Origin of the sequence: Halomonas halophila (assembly GCF_030406665.1) — a bacterium.
GTDB classification, from domain to species: Bacteria; Pseudomonadota; Gammaproteobacteria; order Pseudomonadales; family Halomonadaceae; genus Halomonas; species Halomonas halophila.
Genome location: NZ_CP129121.1, coordinates 2,128,140 through 2,150,616, shown reverse-complemented (window position 1 = coordinate 2,150,616; position 22,477 = coordinate 2,128,140). Strand labels below are relative to the sequence as shown.

At 66.5% G+C, this 22,477-nt stretch carries 25 protein-coding genes and 1 pseudogene; 5 read left to right on the top strand and 21 right to left on the bottom strand.

The window, feature by feature from the left end:
* The 5 genes from QWG60_RS09975 to QWG60_RS09955 all read right to left on the bottom strand — a co-directional run bounded on the left by QWG60_RS09975 (nucleotide 1) and on the right by QWG60_RS09955 (nucleotide 5,600).
* Nucleotides 1-2,265: a xanthine dehydrogenase family protein molybdopterin-binding subunit gene (locus tag QWG60_RS09975; RefSeq protein ID WP_146910027.1), complete on the bottom strand. Its 2,265-nt coding sequence runs from the start codon at nucleotides 2,263-2,265 to the stop codon at nucleotides 1-3.
* Complete coding sequence (locus QWG60_RS09970; RefSeq protein WP_035595611.1) at nucleotides 2,265-2,735, bottom strand: (2Fe-2S)-binding protein; 471 nt, start codon at nucleotides 2,733-2,735, stop codon at nucleotides 2,265-2,267. The genes QWG60_RS09975 and QWG60_RS09970 overlap by 1 nt, the downstream gene beginning before the upstream one ends.
* Nucleotides 2,736-2,786: 51 nt before the next feature.
* Complete coding sequence (locus QWG60_RS09965) at nucleotides 2,787-3,395, bottom strand: nucleotidyltransferase family protein (RefSeq protein ID WP_146910024.1); 609 nt, start codon at nucleotides 3,393-3,395, stop codon at nucleotides 2,787-2,789.
* The gene (locus QWG60_RS09960) at nucleotides 3,392-4,390 is read right to left on the bottom strand and encodes an NADP-dependent oxidoreductase (protein ID WP_146910022.1); all 999 of its coding nucleotides are present in this window, start codon (nucleotides 4,388-4,390) and stop codon (nucleotides 3,392-3,394) included. Before QWG60_RS09960 ends, QWG60_RS09965 begins: the two co-directional genes overlap by 4 nt.
* 157 nt (nucleotides 4,391-4,547) lie before the next feature.
* Nucleotides 4,548-5,600: an NAD(P)-dependent alcohol dehydrogenase gene (locus QWG60_RS09955; RefSeq protein WP_035595605.1), complete on the bottom strand. Its 1,053-nt coding sequence runs from the start codon at nucleotides 5,598-5,600 to the stop codon at nucleotides 4,548-4,550.
* 210 nt (nucleotides 5,601-5,810) lie between these two features.
* On the opposite strand from QWG60_RS09955, the gene QWG60_RS09950 reads away from it, so the two are divergent.
* The gene (locus QWG60_RS09950; RefSeq protein WP_046078004.1) at nucleotides 5,811-6,695 is read left to right on the top strand and encodes an AraC family transcriptional regulator; all 885 of its coding nucleotides are present in this window, start codon (nucleotides 5,811-5,813) and stop codon (nucleotides 6,693-6,695) included.
* A gap of 147 nt (nucleotides 6,696-6,842) precedes the next feature.
* Here the strand turns inward: QWG60_RS09950 and QWG60_RS09945 are convergent, their stop codons facing one another.
* Entirely contained in the window at nucleotides 6,843-7,172 is a 330-nt protein-coding gene (locus QWG60_RS09945) for a hypothetical protein (protein WP_146910020.1), read from the bottom strand.
* A gap of 151 nt (nucleotides 7,173-7,323) precedes the next feature.
* Nucleotides 7,324-7,812, bottom strand: coding sequence for a hypothetical protein (locus QWG60_RS09940; RefSeq protein ID WP_146910017.1), 489 nt, complete (start codon nucleotides 7,810-7,812; stop codon nucleotides 7,324-7,326).
* 228 nt (nucleotides 7,813-8,040) lie between these two features.
* On the opposite strand from QWG60_RS09940, the pseudogene QWG60_RS16810 reads away from it, so the two are divergent.
* Nucleotides 8,041-8,247 (top strand): annotated as a pseudogene (locus tag QWG60_RS16810) (TfoX/Sxy family protein); the annotation flags it as partial.
* Nucleotides 8,240-8,446 (top strand): TfoX/Sxy family protein, encoded by a 207-nt coding sequence (locus QWG60_RS09930; RefSeq protein ID WP_307725215.1) that lies wholly within the window; start codon nucleotides 8,240-8,242, stop codon nucleotides 8,444-8,446. The pseudogene QWG60_RS16810 and the gene QWG60_RS09930, both read left to right, overlap by 8 nt.
* A gap of 65 nt (nucleotides 8,447-8,511) precedes the next feature.
* On the opposite strand, the gene QWG60_RS09925 is transcribed toward QWG60_RS09930, so the two are convergent.
* From QWG60_RS09925 to QWG60_RS09880, 10 genes are all read right to left on the bottom strand, one after another.
* On the bottom strand, nucleotides 8,512-9,117 hold the full coding sequence (locus QWG60_RS09925; protein WP_052052450.1) for an SCO family protein: 606 nt from the start codon (nucleotides 9,115-9,117) through the stop codon (nucleotides 8,512-8,514).
* Nucleotides 9,118-9,146: 29 nt separating this feature from the next.
* Nucleotides 9,147-9,605, bottom strand: a complete 459-nt coding sequence (locus QWG60_RS09920) for a copper chaperone PCu(A)C (protein ID WP_046078007.1) — start codon at nucleotides 9,603-9,605, stop codon at nucleotides 9,147-9,149.
* Nucleotides 9,606-9,640: 35 nt separating this feature from the next.
* Nucleotides 9,641-9,979: a hypothetical protein gene (locus tag QWG60_RS09915; protein WP_046078008.1), complete on the bottom strand. Its 339-nt coding sequence runs from the start codon at nucleotides 9,977-9,979 to the stop codon at nucleotides 9,641-9,643.
* Between the two features lie 103 nt (nucleotides 9,980-10,082).
* On the bottom strand, nucleotides 10,083-11,207 hold the full coding sequence (locus QWG60_RS09910; protein ID WP_146910015.1) for a patatin-like phospholipase family protein: 1,125 nt from the start codon (nucleotides 11,205-11,207) through the stop codon (nucleotides 10,083-10,085).
* A gap of 192 nt (nucleotides 11,208-11,399) precedes the next feature.
* Nucleotides 11,400-13,142 (bottom strand): sodium:solute symporter family protein, encoded by a 1,743-nt coding sequence (locus QWG60_RS09905; protein WP_146910013.1) that lies wholly within the window; start codon nucleotides 13,140-13,142, stop codon nucleotides 11,400-11,402.
* Nucleotides 13,143-13,261: 119 nt separating this feature from the next.
* Nucleotides 13,262-13,750 carry a LabA-like NYN domain-containing protein gene (locus QWG60_RS09900; RefSeq protein ID WP_146910010.1) on the bottom strand — a complete coding sequence of 163 codons (489 nt, stop codon included), beginning with the start codon at nucleotides 13,748-13,750 and terminating at the stop codon, nucleotides 13,262-13,264.
* A 60-nt stretch (nucleotides 13,751-13,810) separates the two neighbouring features.
* Nucleotides 13,811-14,863 (bottom strand): proline racemase family protein, encoded by a 1,053-nt coding sequence (locus QWG60_RS09895; RefSeq protein WP_146910008.1) that lies wholly within the window; start codon nucleotides 14,861-14,863, stop codon nucleotides 13,811-13,813.
* Complete coding sequence (locus QWG60_RS09890) at nucleotides 14,860-16,035, bottom strand: zinc-binding dehydrogenase (RefSeq protein ID WP_146910006.1); 1,176 nt, start codon at nucleotides 16,033-16,035, stop codon at nucleotides 14,860-14,862. Before QWG60_RS09890 ends, QWG60_RS09895 begins: the two co-directional genes overlap by 4 nt.
* A gap of 128 nt (nucleotides 16,036-16,163) precedes the next feature.
* Nucleotides 16,164-16,829, bottom strand: a complete 666-nt coding sequence (locus tag QWG60_RS09885) for a YoaK family protein (RefSeq protein WP_107181503.1) — start codon at nucleotides 16,827-16,829, stop codon at nucleotides 16,164-16,166.
* 58 nt (nucleotides 16,830-16,887) lie between these two features.
* Nucleotides 16,888-17,139, bottom strand: a complete 252-nt coding sequence (locus tag QWG60_RS09880) for a hypothetical protein (RefSeq protein ID WP_046078014.1) — start codon at nucleotides 17,137-17,139, stop codon at nucleotides 16,888-16,890.
* A gap of 231 nt (nucleotides 17,140-17,370) precedes the next feature.
* On the opposite strand from QWG60_RS09880, the gene QWG60_RS09875 reads away from it, so the two are divergent.
* A complete protein-coding gene (locus QWG60_RS09875) occupies nucleotides 17,371-17,559 on the top strand; it encodes a hypothetical protein (RefSeq protein ID WP_046078015.1) in 189 nt (62 codons plus the stop codon).
* Nucleotides 17,560-17,602: 43 nt separating this feature from the next.
* Nucleotides 17,603-17,851, top strand: a complete 249-nt coding sequence (locus QWG60_RS09870) for a hypothetical protein (RefSeq protein ID WP_246124744.1) — start codon at nucleotides 17,603-17,605, stop codon at nucleotides 17,849-17,851.
* A gap of 14 nt (nucleotides 17,852-17,865) precedes the next feature.
* Here the strand turns inward: QWG60_RS09870 and QWG60_RS09865 are convergent, their stop codons facing one another.
* From QWG60_RS09865 to groL, 4 genes are all read right to left on the bottom strand, one after another.
* Complete coding sequence (locus QWG60_RS09865; protein WP_146910003.1) at nucleotides 17,866-18,984, bottom strand: pyridoxal phosphate-dependent aminotransferase; 1,119 nt, start codon at nucleotides 18,982-18,984, stop codon at nucleotides 17,866-17,868.
* Nucleotides 18,985-19,113: 129 nt separating this feature from the next.
* The gene (locus tag QWG60_RS09860) at nucleotides 19,114-19,602 is read right to left on the bottom strand and encodes a phosphate-starvation-inducible PsiE family protein (protein ID WP_046078017.1); all 489 of its coding nucleotides are present in this window, start codon (nucleotides 19,600-19,602) and stop codon (nucleotides 19,114-19,116) included.
* A gap of 302 nt (nucleotides 19,603-19,904) precedes the next feature.
* Nucleotides 19,905-20,636: an RNA methyltransferase gene (locus tag QWG60_RS09855; RefSeq protein ID WP_146910001.1), complete on the bottom strand. Its 732-nt coding sequence runs from the start codon at nucleotides 20,634-20,636 to the stop codon at nucleotides 19,905-19,907.
* 156 nt (nucleotides 20,637-20,792) lie between these two features.
* A complete protein-coding gene (gene groL, locus QWG60_RS09850; protein WP_046078019.1) occupies nucleotides 20,793-22,442 on the bottom strand; it encodes a chaperonin GroEL in 1,650 nt (549 codons plus the stop codon).
* Nucleotides 22,443-22,477 lie beyond the last annotated feature (35 nt).

Genomic DNA, 22,477 nt, shown 5'->3' with positions numbered 1-22,477 from the left:
TCAGCCCTTCAGCTGGTTGGCGATCGGCAGCCTACGAATGCGCTGGCTGGTGGCGGCGAAGATGGCGTTGGTCACGGCCGGTGCCAGCGGCGGCACGCCGGGCTCGCCGACCCCGGTGGGCGCCTCGGCGGACGGCACGATATGCACCTCGATCTGGGGCATCTCGTTCAGGCGCAGCACCTGGAAGTCATGGAAGTTCGACTGCTGCACCTGGCCGTCGTCGAGGGTCAGCTCGCTGTGCAGCGCCGCCGCCAGGGCGAAGCCGATGCCGCCTTCCATCTGGGCGCGGACCATGTCCGGGTTGATCGCTAGCCCGCAGTCCACCGCGCACACCACCCGGTCGACCTTGAGCTGGCCGTCGGCATCGACCGTGACCTCGGCGACCTGGGCGACGTAGCTGTCGAAGGACTCGTGGACGGCGATGCCGCGGCCGCGCTTCATGCCTTCTGCGCCGCCTTCCAGCGGCGTCGACCAGCCGGCCTTCTCGGCCGCCAGGTCGAGTACGCCCTGCCAGCGCGGGCGCTCATGGAGCCGCTCGCGGCGGTACCGGTAAGGGTCCTGGCCGGCCGCCGCGGCGGCCTCGTCGATCAGGCTCTCGGTGGAGAAGCCGGTGTGGGTGTGGCCCACGGAGCGCCACCACTGCACCGGCACGCCGATATCGCTCGGCGTGTGCAGCTCGACGTTGAGCGAGGGCACGCCGTAGGCCAGTTCGGCGACGCCCTCCACCGAGGTGGGGTCGATGCCGTCCTTGACCATCATCGATTCCATCGGCGTGCCGGTCATGATCGACTGGCCGACCAGGCGCTGGTGCCAGGCGGTCAGGTTGCCGTCGGCGTCCAGGGCGAGGCGGGCGCGGTGATAGTTGAAGGGGCGATAGTGGCCGCCGCGGGTGTCGTCCTCGCGGGTCCAGACCATCTTGATCGGCACGGCCTGGCCCTGGTCACGGGCGGCCAGGGCGATCGCCACCGCCTCCAGCACGTAGTCGCTGACCGGGTTGGCGCGGCGGCCGAAGCTGCCGCCGGCGAACAGCTGCTGGATGCGCACCTGTTCCGGGGGCAGATCGAGCAGCTTGGCGACCTGTTGCTGATCGAGGGTCTGCCACTGCTCGCCGTTGAGGATATTGACGTGATCGTCCTTGAGATCGACCACGCAGTTGAGCGGCTCCATGGCGGCGTGGGCCAGGTAGGGCACCACGTAGTCGGCCTCGATGACCTGGTCGGCCTCGTTGAGTGCCGCGCTGGCGTCGCCTCGGTCGGTGACCGTGTCGCCGGGTTGGCCGGCGCGCTCGCGGTAGTCGGCCTCGAGCGCCTCGCTGCCCAGGGTGAACGCCTGGCTGTCGTCCCATTCGAGGGTCAGGGCGTCGCGGCCCTTGATGGCGGCCCAGGTGTTGGTGGCCAGCACCGCGACCAGGTCGCCGTCGCGGGTCGGGGAGGGGAAGCGTACGCTGGCCACCACGCCCGGCACCTTGAGCGCCTCGGCGTCGTCGACGCCGGTCAGCCGGCTGCCGAAGCGCGGCGGATGCGCCGGCACGGCGATCAGCATGCCGTCGAGCTGGACGTCCTGGGTGAAGCGGGCGCTGCCGTCGGTCTTGGCCGGGCTGTCCTGGCGCATCAGCCGCTGCTTGCCGATCAGCGTGAACTGCTCGGGCGACTTCAGCGTGACCTCGTCGGGCACCGGCTGGTCGGCGGCGGCCTCGGCCAGCTCGCCGAAGCCGAGCTCGCGCCTGGAGGCCTCGTGGATGACCTTGCTCTGGTTGACGCTGAGGCTGCCCGGCGGGACGTCGAGCCGCTCGGCGGCGGCGCCCACCAGCATGGCCCGGGCCTTGGCGCCGGCCTGTCGCATCTGCTCGAAGGAGTTGGCGATGGAGGTGCTGCCGCCGGTGCCCTGGATGCCGAAGGCGAGGTTCTGGTAGCGCTGGGTATCGGCCGGGGCACCCTCGACGCGCACCGAAGCCCAGTCGGCGTCGAGCTCCTCGGCGACCAGGGTGGCGAGCCCGGTGTAGGTGCCCTGACCCATCTCGATGTGCTTGGCGATCACCACCACTTCGCCTTCCGGCGTCACGCGGACGAAGGCGTTGGGCGCGAACTCGCCCTGCTCTCCCGTTTGGCCGGCGGCCCGGGCCTGGCCGTTACGGCCCAGCAGCGGGGCGATGTAGAGCCCCAGGGCGAGCCCGGAGGCGCCCTTCATGAAGCCGCGGCGGCTGACGTTGACCGTCGACAGGGCGGCCGCGGCGCGGGACTGTGCTTGCTGCTTCAAGACGTGCATCAGGACACCTCCTGGCCGAGGGAGGCCGCGGCCTCGTGGATGGCGGCACGAATGCGGGCATAGGTGGCGCAGCGGCAGATGTTGCCACTCATGGCGCCGTCGATGGCACTGTCGTCCGGCGCGGGGTTGCCCTGCAGCAGGGCGGTCGCCGACATGATCTGGCCGGACTGGCAGTAGCCGCACTGGACCACGTCGAGCTCGCGCCAGGCCTGCTGCACGCTGGCCCCGGCCGGGTCGTCGCCGATGGCCTCGATGGTGGTGATCTCGCGATCGCCCACCGCGGCAATCGGGGTGATGCAGCTGCGGGTGGCCTGGCCGTCCAGATGAACGGTGCAGGCGCCGCACAGGCCGCGACCGCAGCCGTACTTGGTGCCGGTGAAGCCGACGAGATCGCGAATCGCCCACAGCAGGGGCATGTCGGCCGGGGCATCCACCTCGTGGGTCTGCCCGTTGATGGTGAGGGTCGTCACGGGTCGTTCTCCTCTTGTCGTTCTTGGTTGGCGCGTCTGCGTCCGGTCAGTCTAGACACGGTCCTCGCGCCACAGGGCGGTGAGATCGTCGGGCGCGTCGATATCGAGATGGATGCCGGGATCGTCGACCCCGATCTCATGGCTGCAGTCGCGATGGTGGGCGATGGCGCGCCGTGCGCCCTCGTCCCCGTCGAGGGCGGCAAGCTCTGCCCAGACGTCGCGGCCGAACAGCACCGGATGGCCCGGTCGGCCGGCGTGCCGGGGGCGGACGATGCGTCCGGGCCCGGCCGCGTCGCGAAGCGCTGCGAGGGTCTCGGGAGCGATGCCCGGCATGTCGCCGAGCAGCACCGCGGCGGCGGGCGCCCGGGACAGGCTCGGGTCGGAGCACAGCGCGGCGAAGGCGTCGGCCAGGCTGGCGCCGAGGCCGTCCGCGGCACGGTGAGCGCGCAGGATCGGCGTGTCGGGCGCCAGGCCGAGGGCGACGGGGTCGTCGTCCTCGCGCAGCACCACCCACAGACGCGGAAAGACCACCGACGCCGTGGCGAGCGTGGCGGCCAGCAGCGTCCGGCCCGAGGGCAGTCGGGCCAGACGCTTGTCCGTGGCACCGAAGCGCCGGGAAGCGCCGGCGGCCAGGATCACCGCCACCGGCTCAGGTCTCACAGCCTAACCAGCATCTTGCCGCGGTTGGCGCCCTCGAACAGCTTGAGGAAGGCATCCGGGGTGCGCTCCAGGCCGTCTTCCACGGTTTCCTCGTGGTCGAGCCGTCCGGTGACCACCTGGGGGCCGACTTCCTCGAGGAACGTCGGGTAATGGGCCCAGTGGTCGAAGACGATGAAGCCTTCCATGCGCGCACGACGAATCAGCACCATCGCCAGGTTGCTGGGGCCGTGGCTCGGTGTGGCCTCGTTGTAGCCGGTGATCAGCCCGCACACCGCGATGCGCGCGCCGACGCGCAGCGTGTTCAACGCTGCCTCGAGGCATACGCCGCCGACGTTCTCGTAGTAGACGTCGAAGCCCTCGGGGCAGGCCTCGTTGAGCGCCGCGGTGAGCTGGGCGGCGTCGCGGCCCTTGTAGCTGACCGCCTTGACACCGTGAGCCTCGAGCCAGTCGAGCTTGTCTTGGGAGCCGGCGATGCCGACCACGGTGCCGCCCCTGGCCTTGGCCAGCTGCACGGCCAGCGAGCCCACCGCGCCGGCGGCGCCGCTGACCAACACGTTGTCGCCTTCGTTCATCTCGGCGATGCGGTTCAGGCCGGCCCAGGCGGTCATGCCGGGCATGCCCAGCACGCCGAGGTAGGCCTGTTCCGGCACGTCGAAGGCGGGTAGGCGTTCGAGCCCCTCGGCGGGCAGCTGGGCGACGTCGCGCCAGCCGCCTATGTGGCGGACCTTGGTGCCTGTGGGAAAGGCTTCGGCGCGTGACTCGATCACCTCGCCGATGGCGGCGCCTTCCAGCGGCGCCCCCAGCGTGAAAGGCGCGATATAGGTGGTCACGCCGGTCATGCGTCCGCGCATGTAAGGATCCACCGAGAGCCAGGTGTTTCGCACCCGGACCTCGCCCTCGGCCAGCGCCGGCAGTTCGGCGGTTTCCAGCTCGAAGAGATCGCGTTCCGGCGTGCCTTCGGGGTGGGCGTGGATGGTGAAGTAGCGTGACTGCATGTCGTGCTCTCCTGGTGGGGGATGGCGAGATCGGTGCGGTTCAAAGCCTACGCCATGGCGACGATCATCGGCCAGCGAGCCGCGGCCACGACGTCGCCGGCCGCCTCGGGGAGACGGCCGCCTCGGGGAGACGGCCGGCGGGTGAGCGCTCAGTGCCTCATTCCTTGAGCGAGGCCATGTCGATGACGAAGCGGTAGCGGACGTCGCCCTTCTCCATGCGCTCGAAGGCGGTGTTGATGTCCTGGATGTTCACCGTCTCGATATCGCAGCGGATGTCGTGTTCGGCGCAGAAATCCAGCAGCTCCTGGGTCTCCTCGATGCCACCGATCAGTGAGCCGGCCAGCACGCGGCGCTTGAATACCAGGTTGGCGCCTTGTACCGCCGGCTCGATCGGGTCGAGCAGGCCCACCAGGATGTGGGTGCCGTCGTATTTCAGCGCCGCCAGGTAAGGGTTGAGGTCGTGCTGCACCGGTACGGTATCGAGCATGAAGTCGTAGGTCTCGGCGACCGCCGCCATCTGCTCCTCGTCGGTGGAGACCACCACGTGGTGGGCGCCATGACGGCGGGCCTCCTCGACCTTGGCCTCGGAGCGGGTGAACACCGTGACCTCGGCGCCCAGCGCCTTGGCGAGCTTGACACCCATGTGCCCGAGGCCGCCCATGCCGATCACGCCAACCTTGTGGCCCGGCTTGACGCCGTAGTGCTTGAGCGGCGAGTAGGTGGTGATGCCCGCGCACAGGATCGGTGCGGCGGAGGCCAGGTCGATGCCCTCGGGCATGCGCAGCACGAAGTGCTCGCTGACCACGATCTGGTCGGCGTAACCGCCCTGGGTGAGGCTGCCGTCGTGGCGATCGTCGCTGCCGTAGGTCATGGTGAAACCGTTCAGGCAGTACTGCTCGTTACCGTCCTCACAGGGCTGACAGTGACGGCAGGAATCGACCATGCAGCCCACGCCGACGATATCGCCGACCTGGTGTTGGCTGACCTCGTCGCCGACGGCGGTCACGCGGCCGACGATCTCGTGACCCGGCACGAGCGGGTAGCGGGTCATGCCCCAGTCATTGCGGGCGAAGTGCAGGTCACTGTGGCAGACGCCGCAGTAGAGGATCTCGATGGCGACGTCGTCCGGGCGAGGCTGGCGACGCTCGACGCTGAACGGGGCCAGCGGCTTGTCGGCGGCGAAGGCCGCGTAAGCGTTGGTCTGACTCATGAAGCATCCTCCTGGCGGGTAGTGAGGGCTCGAGGTGCCCAAGGCACCTCGGCGAATCGCTCGAGCATTATGGATGCCAGGCGCCGGCATCGGGTCGACGTTTCTCCGTCATTTTTGTCAAATCCTTCGGTATGGGGCGACCGGTGGATGCGATAGTGGGTAAAATTGTCACGATCATCTCGCCATCACCTTCACAGGAGACGCCAGTCCGTGCCCCGTACCTGCCCTCTGATCGAGCTGATTTCGCCGCTGGTCGAGCGTGACGGCTATACCCCGACGCGGCTGCCGGGCGTCACGCTGATGGCCTCACGCCGACCGGTGCCACGCACGCCGCTGATCTATGATCCCAGCCTGATCATCGTCGCCCAGGGGTACAAGATCGGATATCTCGGCGACCGCGAGATTCATTATGGCCCCGGCCAGTACCTGGTGCAGACGCTGCCGCTGCCCTTCGAGTGCGAGACCCATGCCTCGCTGGAGGCGCCGCTGCTGGGCGTATCGGTTCGCCTGGATCCGGCGCTGCTCGGCGAGCTGGTGGCGGCCATGGCCGAAATGACAGGGGGAGAGGCGTCGCCGGTGCCCATGGACTCGGTCTCGATGTCGGCCGGCATGGAAGGCGCGGTGGAGCGATTGCTGCGTACGCTGCACGACCCGGACGAGATCGCGGCCATGGGGCCACAGCGGGTGCGCGACGTGGTCTTCGAGGCGCTTCGCGGTCGACAGGGTGGGGCGCTGCGAGCGCTGGTGCATCATCAGGGGTACTATTCGCGCATCGTGCAGGTGCTGTCGTGGCTGCATGCCCATTATGCGGATGACGTGTCGGTCGAGGATCTGGCGCGCCAGGCCAGCATGAGTCCCACGACCTTCCATCAGCACTTCAAGCAGGTCACCCAGGCGTCGCCGCTGCAGTACCTTAAGCGACTGCGGCTGATCAAGGCCCAGCAGCTGCTGGTGCAGGAAGCCTGCAACGTCAATCAGGCCGCGGAGGCGGTGGGCTATCGCAGCGTGTCGCAGTTCAGCCGCGACTATAAGCGCTGTTTCGGCACCTCGCCGCTGCAGCATCGCAAGGAAGAGCGGGCACTGCAGACGTCGTGAGCCGGCAGGGTGGTGGGCCTCGATCGGCAACCTCCTTCATGGCCCCGCTCGAGGAAGCGGAACCGTCCCGGGAAGTAGGGCAGTAGATGGGTGCCGCAAAAGGACCGGGTATCGAGGCGAGGAGCGCCGCGTCGGTGGTGGCCGCGATCACACCCGCTGGATATCGATCACGTAACCGATGATCGGATAGCCTGCCTCGTTGGCGGCCTTCTCTGCTTCCATCTGAGCCTCGAGCTTGGAGATGCTGGTGGAGTGGTGCTCGAAGGCGGTGTCCATCTCCAGCTGCTTGGTGCGTACGGCAAGCTTGACGATATGGCCGGTCTTCATCTCGCTGGCGGAGGCCCTGGGCGGCTGGGGCTTCTTGGCGGCGGGCCGGGTCGTCTTCTGCGGTTTGGCGGGCTGTGATTCGGCTTCGAGGAAGGCGTCGATCTCCTCGTGCATGGATCGTTCGAAATCCTTCAGGTCGTCGGTGCTCATCGGGTTCCTTCTCGTGGATTATCGGGTCTGTAGTGTACTACGAAATTCGGGGTGGCTTGCCAGCGTCAAGATAATGGAAAGTGAGGTTTAGTTAAGCGCGAACGTATTTTCGTGCTCTAATATGTGGTGGTCAAGGTCAAGGTCAAGATTTTTAACCGGGCTGGATTACTTCGTTATGAGCTTTAATGCGGTAAGTCCAGAAATCTAGTCCTTTTCCCTCGTCGTAATTATCAAATAGCCAGAAAGTGTTGTACTCTCCGTTCAAGTTTTTTCTGATTGCCTCCGTTTCGCTCTCATGATTGCTGGTGTCAGGGTCCCAAAAAAAATAAGATTTATCTTTGTGGCCGGCTGTAAGCAAGGAGTGAAATGAGTTTCCGCAAATTATGTGGTAGCCCTTTCTGTGTGCAGTATGAATTTCTTTCTCTGCCTCGATTGGATTTTTTATAATTTCTTTTTTAAACAGCTGGATCTTGATGTTGTTGACGATTTTAGAGTGAGAAATGATAAAGGGTATATTGATGCTATCGCCCACTAAAAAGGGTTTGTTCTGATCCCATACCATGCCCTGGTCATCTCTATCGAAGTATCCTTGCTTGGATAGTTCACTTGCGAGAAAGGCTGCATTTGTGTTAAGCATCATCGATATGCATGTGAAATGGCAGCCCGACTCATAGATGCTATTGTCATTTCTGACTTCATGGCTTTGGTTAGTTAAGTATGTGTTTCTAAACCAGCATTGACTTTGGTAGAGATGATAACAATAGTGCATAAGTGCTCCAGTATGCAACGCCAAGTTCATGGATAATATTTGGTTATTTTTTCTACCCTATGCAGACTCGTGGCGTTTGTAAATGACCCCGGAATAAATATGTTACTTCTTATAGCGTTACGTTATGGCATGAGTAGCGATAATGCCAGCCCGGGGGAATGCGAGGAGGATATCGTCATGAGCGAGTATACGGAGTATCTGGGCGATGTGTTCGTACGGCTGGGGCCGATCGATCTGCGGCGCATGTTCGGCGGTCACGGGGTCTATCACGATGGGGTGATGTTTGCCCTGGTGGTCGATGAGACGCTGTACCTCAAGACGGATGCGGGGGAACGTCGAGGATTTCGAGCGCGAGGGGCTGCCGGCCTTCGAGTACCTGCGCCGTGGCAAGGTGGTGAGGCTTTCCTACCGTCAGGCGCCGGAAGCGCTGTTCGAGGATCCCGAGCTGGCGCAGGAATGGGCCTGCCGCTCGCTTCAGGCGGCACGGCGAGGTCGCGGCGCCTGAAGCGAGCGGCGGCCCGGGGAGGCTCACACTCTTCGAGAGACCTTGCCATGGCCCGGCGTTGGGCGTCAGCTCTGGGTGGCCAGGCGCTCGATATCGGCAACGATGTTGTCCAGCGGGTCGCTGTCGCGCATCAGCAGCTGGGCATCGCCCTGCGGGTCGAAGGCGAAGACCGCGCTGGAATGGGTGACGTCGTAGCGGCCGTCGGCGTCCGGCTCGTCGTAGGAATAGGTGATGCGATAGCGGTTGGTCAGCGCATCGATCTGTTCGGTCTCGCCGGTGAGGCCGACGAACTGGGGCCCGAAGGCATCGGCATAGCGGCCCATGACCTCGGGGGTGTCGCGGGCCGGGTCCACCGAGACGAACAGCACCTGAACGTCGTCACGGAGAGATTCGTCGAGCTGGTGGGTAGCCGCCGAGAGTCGTGCCAGGGTGGTCGGGCAGACGTCCGGGCAGTGGGTGTAGCCGAAGTACAGCAGCGTGGTCTTGCCGAGATAGTCGTCGGCCTGCACCGTTTCGCCGTCCTCGTCGACCAGGGTGAAGTCGAGGGCCGGCATGATCTCGGAGACGTCGGTGGTGCGCCAGTTCTGGTCGCTGCAGCCGGCCAGCGTCAGCGCTGCCAGCATCGGCAGAGTCCAGCGAGCAAGCGTCCGGCGGGTCGGGGTGGCGGTCATGGTCACTCTCATGGCGGACAGTATCTCGACTACAGGGCGGCGGGAGACACCACGTCGAAGGTCACCGGCAGGGGCGGCGCGTCGGCGAACTCCAGCGTGACCTCGAGTGCGTCGCCTACGGCCAGCGGTTGGCTACGCTGCATCAGCATCAGGTGATAGCCCTTGGGCGCGAACTCGAGGGTGTCGCCGGGCGCGACCTCGAGTTCGGAGACGCCGTGCATGCTCGACATGCCGTCTTCCTGCACCGTCCGGTGCAGCATGACGCGCTCGAAGGCGTCGCTGTCGGCGCCGGTCAGGGTGACGCGTTCGTCGCCAGCGTTATGCAGCCGGAAATAGCCGGCGGCGGGCAGGTCGCCCGGCATCAGCCGCAGGCGGGCGTCGCTGACGTCCAGCTCGGCGGCCTGCACGGTGGCGGTCGTCATCAGGGCCGTCAGCAGGCCCAGTGCCATTCGACGGGACTGGCGAGCGGTGCGTCTTGCGCTTGGCATGGTGTCGTGTCTCCGTTCGGGACGCGGCCGAGGAATCAGCACACGGCCGACAGGCTGCAATGCGACTGATAGCGGCGCGAGGTGATGTCCAGGGTGAGGCGGTCGGCGTTGGTATCGTAGAAGAAGGAGGCGTAGCCGTGCTCCGTGTCCTCGGTGCGATACAGGCCGCAGATGCCGTAGCCGTACTGGACTTCCTGCAGGTTCTTGAGTTCGATCTCGCCGCTGGTGCCGAGCTCGTCGGCCAGGGCCTGCTGGATCTTGCGATCGAGGCCGCTGTCGGAGAGCGCCTGGCCGCCGAAGATGAAGCCGGCGAGAGCCAGGATCAGAACCACCGGGATGGCCAGCAGGAAGATGAAAGGGCGCTTGTGAGTCATGCCGGCGATTCTATGTCGCTGGCCGGAGACGGGCAAGCGAGCGCCGCTCGGTGTCCCGCGGCATTTGGCCGCGGGGCTGGGCTTTCAGCGTGGCGGTGTGGGATCAGTCTTGGAGACGGTCGCCGCGCCCGTCGCCATCGGGCTTCGACGCGTCGGGACAGGCGTCGCCGGGATAGGTGAGCGGGCTGAAGGTGTCGTCGAAGACCGCATCGAGGTCGAAGGAGGAGTGCCGGCCGAGGGCATCGAAGTTTGCGTCGAGCCAGCGCTCGGCCCAGGCGCGTCCCTGGTCGTGCAGCCGCGAGATGAATTCCCACTCGGCGTTCATCTTGCTTGAGGCACTGAGCTCCTGGACGTCCTGCTCGGCATGGATCAGGTGCAGGCGCATCGCGCGCACACGCTCGAGCTCCAGGCCCTCGACCTCGATCAGCCGCTGTAACAGCTGGATGCTGCGCAGCTCCTTGATCAGGCTCGAGTTGAAGGTGATCTCGTTGACCCGGTTGATGATCTCCCGGGCGCTGCCGGGAAGCTTGCGGCGCATCAGCGGATTGACCTGCACCACCACCAGGTCGCTGCAGCCGCGGTTGTCGACCAGCGGGTAGAGCGCCGGATTGCCGCTGTAGCCGCCGTCCCAGTAGGCCTCGCCGTCGATCTCCACGGCCGGGAACAGGGTGGGCAGGCAGGCCGAGGCCATCAGGGTGTCCAGCGACAGGTGGGGTTGGCGGAAGATCGTCGCGCGGCCGGTGCGCACGTTGGTGGCATTGACGAACACCTTGACCTGCCCGCAGGCGTTGACGCGTTCGAAGTCCACCTGCTCCTTGACCAGGTCGCGCAGCGGGTTGATGCCCAGCGGGTTGAGGCGTGCCGGGTCGACCAGTCGGGTCAGCCCCTCCATGAACAGGTAGCCCGGTGAGTGATCGAGGCTGTCGTTGCCTACCAGCCGGTCCCAGAAGGTGCGGCGTAGCGGTGAGAAGCGCGACAGCCGGCTCACCGCCTGCCAGAAATCGCGCAGTGCCTCGCGGGCACCGTCGCGGCCGTTGCGGTGCAGGCCGTCGGCGAGTATCACGGCGTTCATGGCCCCCGCGCTGGTGCCGCTGATGGCATCGATTTCCAGCCGGTCGTCTTCCAGCAGGCGGTCGAGCACGCCCCAGGTCAAGGCGCCGTGGGAGCCGCCGCCCTGCAGCGCCAGGTCGATGCGCTTGCGCGCTGCCGTCGGGGTGCCGTTCGTCATGTGGCTCGTCTCCGTTCTCGGTCGCCATGCTGCGCTGCAGTGTAGTCCCCCATGGCGTTGATTGCCGTCGACGCAAGCGACAGGGCCGTGCTCGATAATGACGCGAGCCCATCGGCCTTGGGCGCGATGGGCTCGAACGGAGGGGCCGGCGCCGCTCCCCGCAGGGGGCCCGGCGCCGGAAAGGCGGAAGGGTCAGGCGTTGGCGGTGCTGGCCTGACGGGCCGCTGCGTGGCGACTGCGTACCACGCGATAGCCCACGGCACCGGCGATCACCAGCATGCCGCCGCAGCCGAGGGCCAGGGCATAGGCGCCGGTGACCGCGGACTCGGCGATGCCGAAGCGGCCGGCCAGCTCGGCCAGGGTGTCGGCGTACTGGCGCCACAGGAAGGCGCCGACGCCGACGCCCGCCAGCATGGTGAACACGGCGACGCCGCGGGAGCCGGCGGCCCAGCCGGCGGGCTCGTGCTCGTCGTCGCGATGCAGGAAGGCCCGATAGTCGCTCTCGGCCTGGCTGACCCGGGTCATCGACGAGGCCACGGCGATTGCCACCAGCGCCATCAGGGTGCTGAGCAGCACCGGGTGCAGGTAGGTCGGCAGCGCGATCCATTCGGCCTGCACCATCAGCGACAGGATGAGGTTGCCGATGAAGCCGACCGTCAGGCCCCAGCCGGCGCCGGCAGCGGTGATGCGACGGCTCCAGATGCTCATCAGCGCCACCGGGCCCCAGGACGAGGCGAACAGGGTCGCGGCGAACCACACCACGGCCATCACCGCCGGCGGCTGGAACAGCGCCAGGATCAAGGCGATCAGGCCGGCACCCAGCACCGCGAACCGGCTGGTACGCATGGCCGCGGCCTCGCTGCTGTTGGCCGGCATGATGTCGTTGGAGATGCTGAAGCCGATGATCGACAGGAAGGTGGAGCAGGACGACAGGCCGGCGGCGAAGACGCCGGTGAGGATCACCACGCCGAGCCAGGTCGGCAGCACGTTGAGGGCGGCCCAGACCATGGCGCGTTCGCCGTTCAGGGTCGGGTCGTAGAGGTTGATGGCCGCGCCGGTCATCATCATCAGGGCATAGAAGACTGCCAGCGATACCGCGGTGAGCATGGCCGAGCGCATGACCACGTGTTCGTTGCGCGCCATCAGGTAACGGCTGGACTGCCAGGGGCTCGCCGCCAGTACGGCGGCCCACACCAGGCCCAGGGTCAGGCCCCAGGTCAGCGCTTCGCCCGGCGTGGCGAAGGTCGCGTCGTCGCCCTGCAGTACGCCATGCCAGAGCGCGATGCCGGGCTTGTCGCTCTGGGTCAGCAGGCCCTCGACCACGCCGTGCCAGCCGCCCAGGTCCTGGATGATGTAGAGCGAGCCGCCGAGGGCGGCCACCGAGAAGATCACGAACATGATGGTGTCGGTCAGCATCACGCCCGGCGAGCCGGAGTAGAGGATGAAGCCGGTGTAGGTCAGCCACACCAGCACCAGGCCGACCCAGTAGGGCAGGCCGGTGAGTTCCTGGAACATGATGCCGGCGCCCTGCATCACACCCAGCAGGTAGGCGCCCAGGCCGAGCACCGTGGTCAGGCCGGCGATCCGCTGCACGCGCTTGGAGGAGAAGCGCTTGCCGAAGAACTCCGGCACGGTCAGGGCACCGCTGCGGCGCAGATAGCGGCCGAAGGCCAGCGCGCCCAGCAGGCAACCGGAGGTGCTGATGGCAGCGAAGATCAGCATCACGAAGGGATAGCCCTGATAGGCGAAGCCGGTTTCGCCGAGAAAGGCGCTGGTGCTCAGGTAGCTGGCGACCAGGGTGCCGAGGATGAGGAAGGTCGGGGCGTTGCGTCCGGCGACCAGATAGTCGTCGAGGTGCTTGACCCGTCGTCCGGCCAGATGGCCGATGACGAAGTAGCCGATCAGGCTCAGCAGGATGGCGCTGGTATAAACCATGGTGGGAACCGTGTGTTGTCGAATTGTGCTGCCTCATGATGCGGTTACGCCCGGGGCAGGGCGTTCTCGCAGCGTCATGATACAAGGCCAATACGACATGGGCCCCGCCACAGGGCCGGCTAGCGGTTGGCGCACCCCATCAGCAGCGCGCCCTCGACGGGCACGAAGCGGTCGGCGGCGCGGATCAGGGCGTCGGCGGTATAGGCGGGCACGCCGAACACTTCTACCTCGATCCCGAACCGTTCGCGCAGCCTGTCGACCAGCGGCGCGAAGTCGCCGTCGCCGGAGATCAGCACCACCACGTCGGCATCAACCGCATGGTCGATGGCGTCCAGGGTGATGCCCACGTCCCAGTCGCCCTTGGCCGAGCCGTCGGCGCGTCGGATGAAGGGCTTGAGCTTCACCTCGAAGCCGATGGCGCGAAGGATGTTCTGGAACTGGCGCTGTTTCTCGTCGCCGCGGTCGATGGCGTAGGCGATGGCGCGGCTAACCCGCCGGCCCTCGGTGGCGCGGGCCCAGAGGGCGTTGTAGTCGACGTTGCGCCCGTGGGCCTGGCGGCTGGTGTAGTAGAGGTTCTGGACGTCGAGCAGGATCAGTGCCGTGGGCATGCGGGGTCTCGGTGGGCGAGGTGGGAAGAGCCGGCGCGCCGCAGAACGGCGCGCCGGCTTTCAGTCCGCGGCGTCTGGCCGCGAGCCGAGGATATGGTACACGCTGCCGTCGCGCACCATGGGATCATCGGGATTGACGACGATATCGGAGTGCGCCAGCACGAAGGCCTTGCCGGTGATGGTGTTCTCCACCACCGTCTGGCCGCCCTCCTGGCGGGTGCCGGTGAACTGGCCGATGAAGCCGGTCTCGCGCAGCGACACGGTCTCGAGCCGGTCGCCCGGCCGGATGCGGCCCTCGTGATGCATCAGCGCCAGGCGTGCCGAGGTGCCGGTGCCGGTGGTGCTGCGACAGATCACGCCGGGATGCACGTAGGTGGTGGAGCGCGAGCGGTAGAAGCCGTCGGCCACTTCTGTCACCGGGCCCATGAAGTGCAGGAAGGGCAGCGGGCCCACGTCGCCCAGGGTGTAGTGGGTGAAGCCGCGCTCGGCCTGCAGCGCCTCGACGATCTTGTAGGCGCAGTCGGACAGCGCGCGTTCCTCCTCGCGGACCAGCGAGAAGCCGAGCTCGGTGGCATCCACCAGGGCGTAGAAGCCGCCGCTGTAGGCCACGCTGTAGGTGACCTCGCCGATGCCCGGGACGTGAATCGTCTCGCGGTAGGTGTCGATGTAGCTCGGCAGTCCCTCGCAGGTGATGGCCTCGACCACGTCGTTCTCGACCAGCGCCTCGATCTGCACGCGCCCGGCGGGCGATTCCAGCAGGAAGTGCTGGCGCCCCTCGCGCTTGGGCACCAGCCCGGCCTCGAGCACCGCGGTGGCGGTGCAGATGGTGTTGGAGCCGGAATAGATCGGGTAGCCCATCACCTCCATGATGATGTAGCCGGCGGCGGCCTCCGGGTCGCTGGGCGGCACGATCAGATCGACCGACATCTCGGGGATGCCGTAGGGTTCGTCGAGCAGCAGCGTGCGCAGGCCGTCGGCGCTGTCGCGCAGATAGTGCATCTGGTCGCGCACCGTGGCGCCCGGCAGCGGCGTGACGCCGCCGAGCACGATGCGGCTGACGTCGCCGCCGGCGTGGGTGTCCATCAGCCGCAGTGTCAGTTCGGGCTTGCTCATTGCTTTCCCTCGAGGGCGAAGGGCGCGCCGTGCTCGTCCCATTCTGCGTCGGGGACGATCACGATCTTGCCGAGATAGTGGCTGCCGCGATGGACGAAGTAGCGCTCCGCCGCATGCAGTTCGGAGAGCCTGAAGGCCGCGTGCAGCACCGGCCTGAGCTGGCCGCCACGAATCCATTCCATCAGCTGCTCGGCTTCCTCCCGGGTGCCGTGGGAGACGCCGAAGATCTGCACCTGGTAAAGATAGATGCGGGTCCACATGATCTCGCTGACGTTGCCGCCGCTGGCGCCGGCGATGGACAGCCGCGGGTAGGTCGAGCGGGCCGACATGTCGAAGATCATGGCGTCGATGAAGCGGTCGGTCATCTCGCCGCCTACCAGGTCCATCACCGCATCGAGCGGCGCGCCGCCGGTCATCGCCTTCACCTGCGCCTCGAAGTCGCTCATGTCGGAGCGGTCGAGCACCGCTTCGGCCCCGAGTTCGACCAGGGCGTTGGCCTTGTCCTGCTGGCTCAGGGCGTAGGGAATGGCGCCGACGACGCGGCACAGCTGGATCAGGGCGGTGCCCACGCCGCCGCTGGCGCCGGTGACGAGCACGCGCTCGCCCGACGTCACGCCGGCCGCCGTCATCATGTGATAGGCGGTCTGATAGGAGCACATGCCCATGGCCGCCAGCTCGGCGTCGGCAAGCTCGGCGTTGGGCACATGATGGAACTGGTCCGAGGGTACGGCGACGTACTCGGCGAAGCCGCCGTCGGCGCCGTGGCCGTAGTAGTCCGGCGTCAGGTTGATGTCACGGCGGGCGTCGGCGTAGAGGTTGAAGTCGAGCAGGCCACGCTCGCCCAGCCGCGAGGCCTCGACGCCGTCGCCAGTGGCGACCACCCGGCCCACGACGTCGGCGCCCTGGATGCGCGGGAAGGTCAGGGTCGGGGAGCCCCCCATGGCGAACGAGGTCACGTCGCCCTGGTCCTTGGTCGGGTAGAGACCCTCGCGGGCCTTGCGGTCGGTGTTGTTCTTGGCCGTGGCGGTGACCTTGACCAGCACCTCGCCGGGGCCGGGGCGTGGCGTGGGCACGGTCTCGTCATAGACCAGCTGGTCCACGTCGCCGTGGCCGACCAGTCGCATGGCGGCCATGGTGGCGGGGACGGTGTCGGGCAGGGGCGCTGCGCCCATCGGCTCGCTCCTCGTGTCGGGTGGGTGTCCCGTGACGATAGCAAAGTCGCCAGGCCGCTCCATCCACGGTTTTTTTCGATTTCGGGCGACGCGATGGGGGATTTTTTGGTTGTGTTCGGCGCTCGCCTTCACCCCTCTCCGTGCCGATGGCTGAACAGGCGATAGCCCAATGCCAGCAGGAAGCAGAGCGTGGCGGGGATTGCCAGTGCCAGGAAATGCAGGGAGGCGAACAGCCAGGCGCCGGTGCCGCCGCCGGCCACGAAGCCGACCACGAGAATGGTCAGCAGCTGGGCGCGCCGCCGGTCGAAGGGCTTGCCGCGCAGGGCGTTGCCGAGGATCAGCCCGATATCGGTGATGGTGCCGGTGAGATGGGTAGTGCGGACTACCGAGCCGCTGTAGGTGGTGGCCATGGCGTTCTGCAGCCCGCAGGCCATGGAGGCCAGGTAGTGGCCCAGGCGGGCGCCGTCGTCGAGGAAGTGGATGGCGGCCAGCAGCAGCACCCCCTCGAGAATCAGCAGCGTCTCGTAGTGGCGCCCGAGCCTGAGTGAACTGTCGGGCAGCACCAAGCCCGACAGTGCCGCGCCGATCAGGAAGCTGCCCAGGATACCGGCCAGGTGCAGGGCCGATGTGATCTCGCCATTGGCGAGCCCCGTGCCCATCAGGGTAGCCGTACCCGAGAGATGAGAGATGGCCTTGTGCTCGAAGCCCAGCAGCCCGACCGCATTGACGCAGCCGGCGATGAAGGCCAGCACGAAGGCGCCGTATTCGACCCAGCGAGGCAGCCTGGAGATCACGATGCGTCCTTGTGAGGGTGGATAAAGGCGTTGTCGTTATTTCATCATGCCCGTCGGTTCAGGGCAGCATCAGCCCCGACGCGTCCAGCCGGTCGCGCAGCTGCGCCAGGCCGCCTTCGTATTCCCAGTACATCACGCGCCCGTGCGATCCCGTCACCAGCAGGTACTGCTCGCTGATCGACTGAATGCGCTCGATGGCCACCAGCTTGGTGGTGAAGTCGTCCTGGCCTTGCTCTCGGATTTCGCGGTTGTCCTCATCGAATCCGTGGACGATGTGCGCCGTCCTGACGCTCACTTCCAGATATTTCATGGCGACTTTTTCGCCTCCTTGCAGTGTGCAAATTTCGGGGATAAACGGCTCGAATCTGGCCAGGAATGGCGCGAAATGAATGGGCAAAAGACGCGCAACGATGCGGCTTGATGACGATAACACATTAAATATGTTGCCTTCTTGAGACAGGGTGTGTCGTCGCGGCGCCACATGGGTAAGGCCTCGGGGCTTCGCTAGAATGGCTGCCATTCATCAGGCCCAGGAGGCATCATGTCATTTCGCCCGTTGACCCTTGCGACCCTGTTGCTTGCTGCCCTGTTTCTGGCCGGCTGCAGCTACACGCCCGCCCGTATCGATCCCGAACCGCTGCTCGAGATCGGTGGGCACCACGATCGCGACTATCACCGCCATGGTGGTGGCTTCTGCCCACCGGGCCAGGCGAAGAAAGGGCGCTGCTGAGATGACCGTCTCACGTCGCCACGGCGTCATGGGAGGCCTGGCAGTGGCGGCCGTTCTGCTGATGACGGGGTGCAGCTACACGCCGGCGCGCATCGACACCGGCCCTCTGGTGGAGATCGGTGGCTATCACGATGGCCGCCGTCATCACGAGCGGCGCGAGTATCGCCACTATCGTCGTCATGACGATCACTACCGTGAGCGTCGCCACCACAGGCACCATCGTGACTACGGCGATCATCGTCGTCGCGGTGGCTTCTGCCCGCCCGGGTTGGCCATGCAGGGGCGCTGCTGAGCGGCGCCGCCTGCCTACTCGCCTTCGTTTCCTTCCACGAGTGCCGCTTCCAGCGTCGCCAGCCGGCCCGGCACCAGGGCATCCTCCACGGCGGTGATCCGCAGCAGGTGGCCGAGTGCCGGATGAGCCGCGCGGGCGGTCAGCTTGCCCTCGTCCAGCAACCTGGCGTGCACGCGTGCGGCCAGCTCGGCGCTGGTCAGGCGAAGGGCGATGAAGTTGGTGGCGCTCGGCAGCACGTCGGCACCCAGGGCACGGAAATGCGCCGTCAGCCGCTCGCGCCGCGCGATGACGTCGCGCAGATGACGGTCTATCTCGTCGGGCTGATCCAGCACCACCTCGGCGGCCGCCAGGCTGAGCGACGACACCGCATAGTGGATGCGCACCTTCTGCATCATCGCGCGGGTCTCGGGCTCGACGATCGCGTAGCCGACGCGCAATCCGGCCAGCCCCATGGCCTTCGACAGCGTGCGGCAGCGAATCACGCCGGGCAGGGCGCGGGTGAATCCGGGCGCGTCGGCATCGTCGCGGAAGTCATGATAGGCCTCGTCCAGCAGCAGCCAGCAGTCCTCGGGAAGCGCCTCGCGTAGCCGGGCGACGTCGTCGACCTCATGGCGGTGGCCGGTGGGGTTATCCGGATTGGCCAGGTACACCAGGCGGGCGTTTTCCCGTCGGGCGGCCTCGGCCAGGGCGTCGAGGTTCGGCGCCAGGCCTTCCTCATTCTCTCGATAGTCGACTTCCACCAGGCGGCAGCCCTGGCCACGGGCGAAGTAGCCGAAGGTCGGGTAGGTGCCGGCGGAGGCGATCACGTTGGTGCCGGTCGGTGCCACGGTGCGAAGGGCCAGGGCCAACAGGCTGTCGCAGCCGGCATCCACCAGCAGGCTGTCGACGTCGAAACCGTGGCGACGCGCCAGGCGCTCACGCAGGGCCATGGCGTCGGCGTCGCCGTAGCAGGTGACGTGCTCGGCCATGGCCTCGCCGAAGTGCTCACGCAGCGCGGCATGGGGCATGTCGAGCCCCTCGTTGGAGCCCAGCCGGTGCGGAATGGCGTGGCCCAGACGCCGCTGCAGCGCCGCGAGGCCGGGAAAGGGGTTGTCGGGACCGGGCGAATAGAGGTGGTCGGCGAAGCGGGGCATGGGGGGCCTCTCTCGATGCACGGTGGATGTGGGCCCTGTCCTGGGAGGCGGGCTCGCTCATCGTATGAGGTTACCGGCCCTTTGGGTCGCCCTGCCAGTAGGGCGTGGCCAGACGGAGGCGCGTGCTCTTCAGTGTTTCCTGGCCACCAGCCAGTGGGTCACGCCCAGCGCCAGTACCACGGCCGCGATGGACAGCACGTATTCTGCGGAGACGGTCGAGATGTCCAGCACGATGACCTTACGGGCGATGGCCATCAGCGCCGTGGCGACGACCAGTTGGATGGGGAGAACGTTGGTACCCAGGTAAAGGCGGATGTTGATGAAGATCTCGATGGCGATCAGGACCACCATGAAGGCGCCGAACAGCCGGAAGATGTCGCCGACCTCGAGCAGCAGGAAGGGAGGTGAGGCGAGCTCCTGGTAAAGCACGTAGACGACATCGAAGATGCCCCACAGGATCACGAACACCATCAGCACGGCCAGTGCCTTCACACCGACGCGAATGATGCGGTGAAGCCAGCCGATCAGCGGATCCTCGTGTTCCTCGGGGAGCTCGTCGTGGAGCAGCCGAGGTGGATCGTCGCGGGGTACCCGTGGCTCGTCACGTTCGTCGCTCATCATGACCTCCTGGTCGCCAGACCTTCACTGTGCCACCGGAATATCCTTTCCACCAAGAAAAACGCCACGACGCGAGCGTCGTGGCGATCTTGCATTCCTCCCTGGGCATCGTCCCGATGCCGAGATCGGCGTCCCTTGGGGGCGTCCTGCCCCGTGCGTCCCTGGCGAAGCGAGTGGCAGTGTCCGTTGCCGATTCCTGTCTTGAGCCGTTGTAGTCTCGGTCAGGCGCATGACGGTGGAGTGAATCGACGATGACGATTCGATGTCGGTCGTGCTTTGGCTTCCGTATCTCTCTTCGGGTGTCAGCCTTCCGCGTCAGGCTCCAGCGAACTCAACAGCCCGCGCAACAGCGAGAGCTCCTTGCGCGAGGGCTGGGCACGAGCGAACAGCGCCTGCAGCTGTTCCTCGGTGCGGGCATGGGGCTGAGTGATAAAACCGCTGGCCTGCATCAGGCGAGACAAATGGTCGTGGAAGTGGCCCACCTGTTCCCGGGTCGGCTGGCGATCCTGGGCCGGCCGAGCGGCCTGGAAGCCGCTGTCCGGTCGCTGTCGCCAGGCGCGAAAGGTCTCGTAGGCGAGTACCTGAACGGCCTGGGAGAGGTTGAGCACGCCGTAGTCCGGGTTGGCGGGAATGCTGACCTGGTGACTGCAGCAGCGGATCTCGTCGTTGGTCAGCCCGAAGCGCTCGCGGCCGAACACCAGGGCGACGGGATCATCCGCGGCGTGGTCCACCAGCGACTCGGCCATCTCGGCGGGCTCGTCGAAGTGGGGCAGGGGCATGCTGCGCAGTCGGGCGCTGGCGCCGATCACCTGGACGCAGTCGCTCACGGCCTCTTCCAGCGAGCCGACCACTCGGGCTGCGTCGACGAGGTCCTCGGCGCCGGCGGCCAGTCGGCTGGCCTCGGGGTGAGGGAAGTCGCGCGGGTTGACCAGCACCAGGTCGGTGAGCCCCATGGTCTTCATGGCCCGCGCCGAGGCGCCGATATTGCCGGGGTGGTAGGTCTGGACGAGGACGATGCGGATATGGGAGAGCATGGACAGTAGGGCAGCCAGAAGATGGGAGACTTGGAGCGAGTATCTTACCGCGCCAGGCCGCCAGGCCGCCAAGCCGCCAGTCCCCTTAACGAGAAGACCCCCGCCGGTTGCCCGGCGGGGGTCTGTCTCAGGCGTGGCCTGGAAGAAGGGACCGGCTTACATCATGCCGCCCATGCCTCCCATGCCGCCCATGCCACCCATGTCGCCGCCACCGGCAGCGTCCTGCTCGTCCGGGTCGTCGGCGATCATGCACTCGGTGGTGATCATCAGGCCGGCGACGGAACCTGCGGACTGCAGGGCGCTACGGGTCACCTTGGCCGGGTCCAGCACGCCCATGTCGAACAGGTCGCCGAACTCGCCGGTCTGGGCGTTGTAGCCGAAGTTGCCTTCACCGTCCTTGACGCGGTTCAGGATGACGGAAGCCTCCTGGCCGGCGTTGGTGACGATCTGGCGCAGCGGAGCTTCCATGGCGCGCACGGCGATGGCGATGCCGTGGGTCTGGTCCTCGTTCTCGCCCTTGAGGCCGGCGACCTTGGTCAGCACGCGGATCAGGGCGGTACCACCGCCAGGCACCACGCCTTCCTCGACAGCGGCGCGAGTGGAGTGCAGGGCGTCCTCGACGCGAGCCTTCTTCTCCTTCATCTCCACTTCGGTCGCGGCACCGACGCGGATCACGGCGACACCGCCGGCCAGCTTGGCGACGCGCTCCTGGAGCTTCTCGCGATCGTAGTCGGAGGACGTCTCTTCGATCTGGGCGCGGATCTGGTTGACGCGAGCCTCGATGTCAGCGTCCTGGCCGGCACCATCGATGATGGTGGTGTTTTCCTTGGACATGGTCACGCGCTTGGCGGTGCCCAGGTGGTCCAGGTTGGCCTGCTCGAGGTCCAGACCCACTTCCTCGGAGATCACGGTACCGCCGGTCAGGATGGCGATGTCCTGCAGCATGGCCTTGCGACGGTCGCCGAAGCCCGGCGCCTTGGCGGCCGCGACCTTGACGATGCCGCGCATGGTGTTGACCACCAGGGTGGCCAGGGCTTCGCCTTCGATGTCCTCGGCGATGATCACCAGCGGCTTGCCGGCCTTGGCCACGGCCTCGAGGGTCGGCAGCAGCTCGCGGATGTTGGAGATCTTCTTGTCCACCAGCAGGATGAACGGATCTTCCAGTTCCACGGCCATGGTGTCCTGGTTGGTCACGAAGTACGGCGACAGGTAGCCGCGATCGAACTGCATGCCTTCCACGACGTCCAGCTCGTCTTCGAAGCCACGGCCTTCGTCGACGGTGATGACGCCCTCCTTGCCGACCTTCTCCATGGCCTCGGCGATGATGCGGCCGATGTTGGTGTCGCCGTTGGCGGAGATGGTGCCGACCTGGGCGATGGCGTTGGAGTCGGTGCACGGCACGGCCAGCTCGCCGACTTCCTTGACCGCGGCCTGGATGGCCTGGTCGATGCCACGCTTCAGGTCCATCGGGTTCATGCCAGCGATGACGCCCTTCAGGCCTTCGTTGACGATGGACTGGGCCAGCACGGTGGCGGTGGTGGTGCCGTCACCGGCGACGTCGGAGGTCTTGGAAGCGACTTCCTTGACCATCTGCGCGCCCATGTTCTCGAACTTGTCCTTGAGCTCGATTTCCTTGGCCACGGAAACGCCGTCCTTGGTCACGGTCGGTGCGCCGAAGGACTTTTCCAGGACCACGTTGCGGCCCTTCGGGCCCAGGGTGGCCTTGACGGCGTTGGCCAGGGTGTCGACACCCTTGGCCATGCGAGTGCGGGCATCGCTGGAGAACTTGACTTGTTTCGCTGCCATTTTCGTAGGTTTCCTGTGAGTTCGTGAACGTCGGT

Bases quoted from the DNA above. Each gene is read 5' to 3' on its own strand.
- QWG60_RS09875 (WP_046078015.1), top strand. From the start codon at position 17,371: ATGTCATTTCGCCCGTTGACCCTTGCGACCCTGTTGCTTGCTGCCCTG.
- QWG60_RS09940 (WP_146910017.1), bottom strand. From the start codon at position 7,812: ATGATGCTTAACACAAATGCAGCCTTTCTCGCAAGTGAACTATCCAAG.
- QWG60_RS09890 (WP_146910006.1), bottom strand. From the start codon at position 16,035: ATGGGCGCAGCGCCCCTGCCCGACACCGTCCCCGCCACCATGGCCGCC.
- QWG60_RS09855 (WP_146910001.1), bottom strand. From the start codon at position 20,636: ATGCTCTCCCATATCCGCATCGTCCTCGTCCAGACCTACCACCCCGGC.
- QWG60_RS09860 (WP_046078017.1), bottom strand. From the start codon at position 19,602: ATGAGCGACGAACGTGACGAGCCACGGGTACCCCGCGACGATCCACCT.
- QWG60_RS09865 (WP_146910003.1), bottom strand. From the start codon at position 18,984: ATGCCCCGCTTCGCCGACCACCTCTATTCGCCCGGTCCCGACAACCCC.
- QWG60_RS09895 (WP_146910008.1), bottom strand. From the start codon at position 14,863: ATGAGCAAGCCCGAACTGACACTGCGGCTGATGGACACCCACGCCGGC.
- QWG60_RS09905 (WP_146910013.1), bottom strand. From the start codon at position 13,142: ATGGTTTATACCAGCGCCATCCTGCTGAGCCTGATCGGCTACTTCGTC.
- QWG60_RS09910 (WP_146910015.1), bottom strand. From the start codon at position 11,207: ATGACGAACGGCACCCCGACGGCAGCGCGCAAGCGCATCGACCTGGCG.
- QWG60_RS09945 (WP_146910020.1), bottom strand. From the start codon at position 7,172: ATGAGCACCGACGACCTGAAGGATTTCGAACGATCCATGCACGAGGAG.
- QWG60_RS09900 (WP_146910010.1), bottom strand. From the start codon at position 13,750: ATGCCCACGGCACTGATCCTGCTCGACGTCCAGAACCTCTACTACACC.
- groL (WP_046078019.1), bottom strand. From the start codon at position 22,442: ATGGCAGCGAAACAAGTCAAGTTCTCCAGCGATGCCCGCACTCGCATG.
- QWG60_RS09925 (WP_052052450.1), bottom strand. From the start codon at position 9,117: ATGACCGCCACCCCGACCCGCCGGACGCTTGCTCGCTGGACTCTGCCG.
- QWG60_RS09955 (WP_035595605.1), bottom strand. From the start codon at position 5,600: ATGAGTCAGACCAACGCTTACGCGGCCTTCGCCGCCGACAAGCCGCTG.
- QWG60_RS09960 (WP_146910022.1), bottom strand. From the start codon at position 4,390: ATGCAGTCACGCTACTTCACCATCCACGCCCACCCCGAAGGCACGCCG.
- QWG60_RS09880 (WP_046078014.1), bottom strand. From the start codon at position 17,139: ATGAAATATCTGGAAGTGAGCGTCAGGACGGCGCACATCGTCCACGGA.
- QWG60_RS09920 (WP_046078007.1), bottom strand. From the start codon at position 9,605: ATGCCAAGCGCAAGACGCACCGCTCGCCAGTCCCGTCGAATGGCACTG.
- QWG60_RS09930 (WP_307725215.1), top strand. From the start codon at position 8,240: ATGAGACGCTGTACCTCAAGACGGATGCGGGGGAACGTCGAGGATTTC.
- QWG60_RS09915 (WP_046078008.1), bottom strand. From the start codon at position 9,979: ATGACTCACAAGCGCCCTTTCATCTTCCTGCTGGCCATCCCGGTGGTT.
- QWG60_RS09975 (WP_146910027.1), bottom strand. From the start codon at position 2,265: ATGCACGTCTTGAAGCAGCAAGCACAGTCCCGCGCCGCGGCCGCCCTG.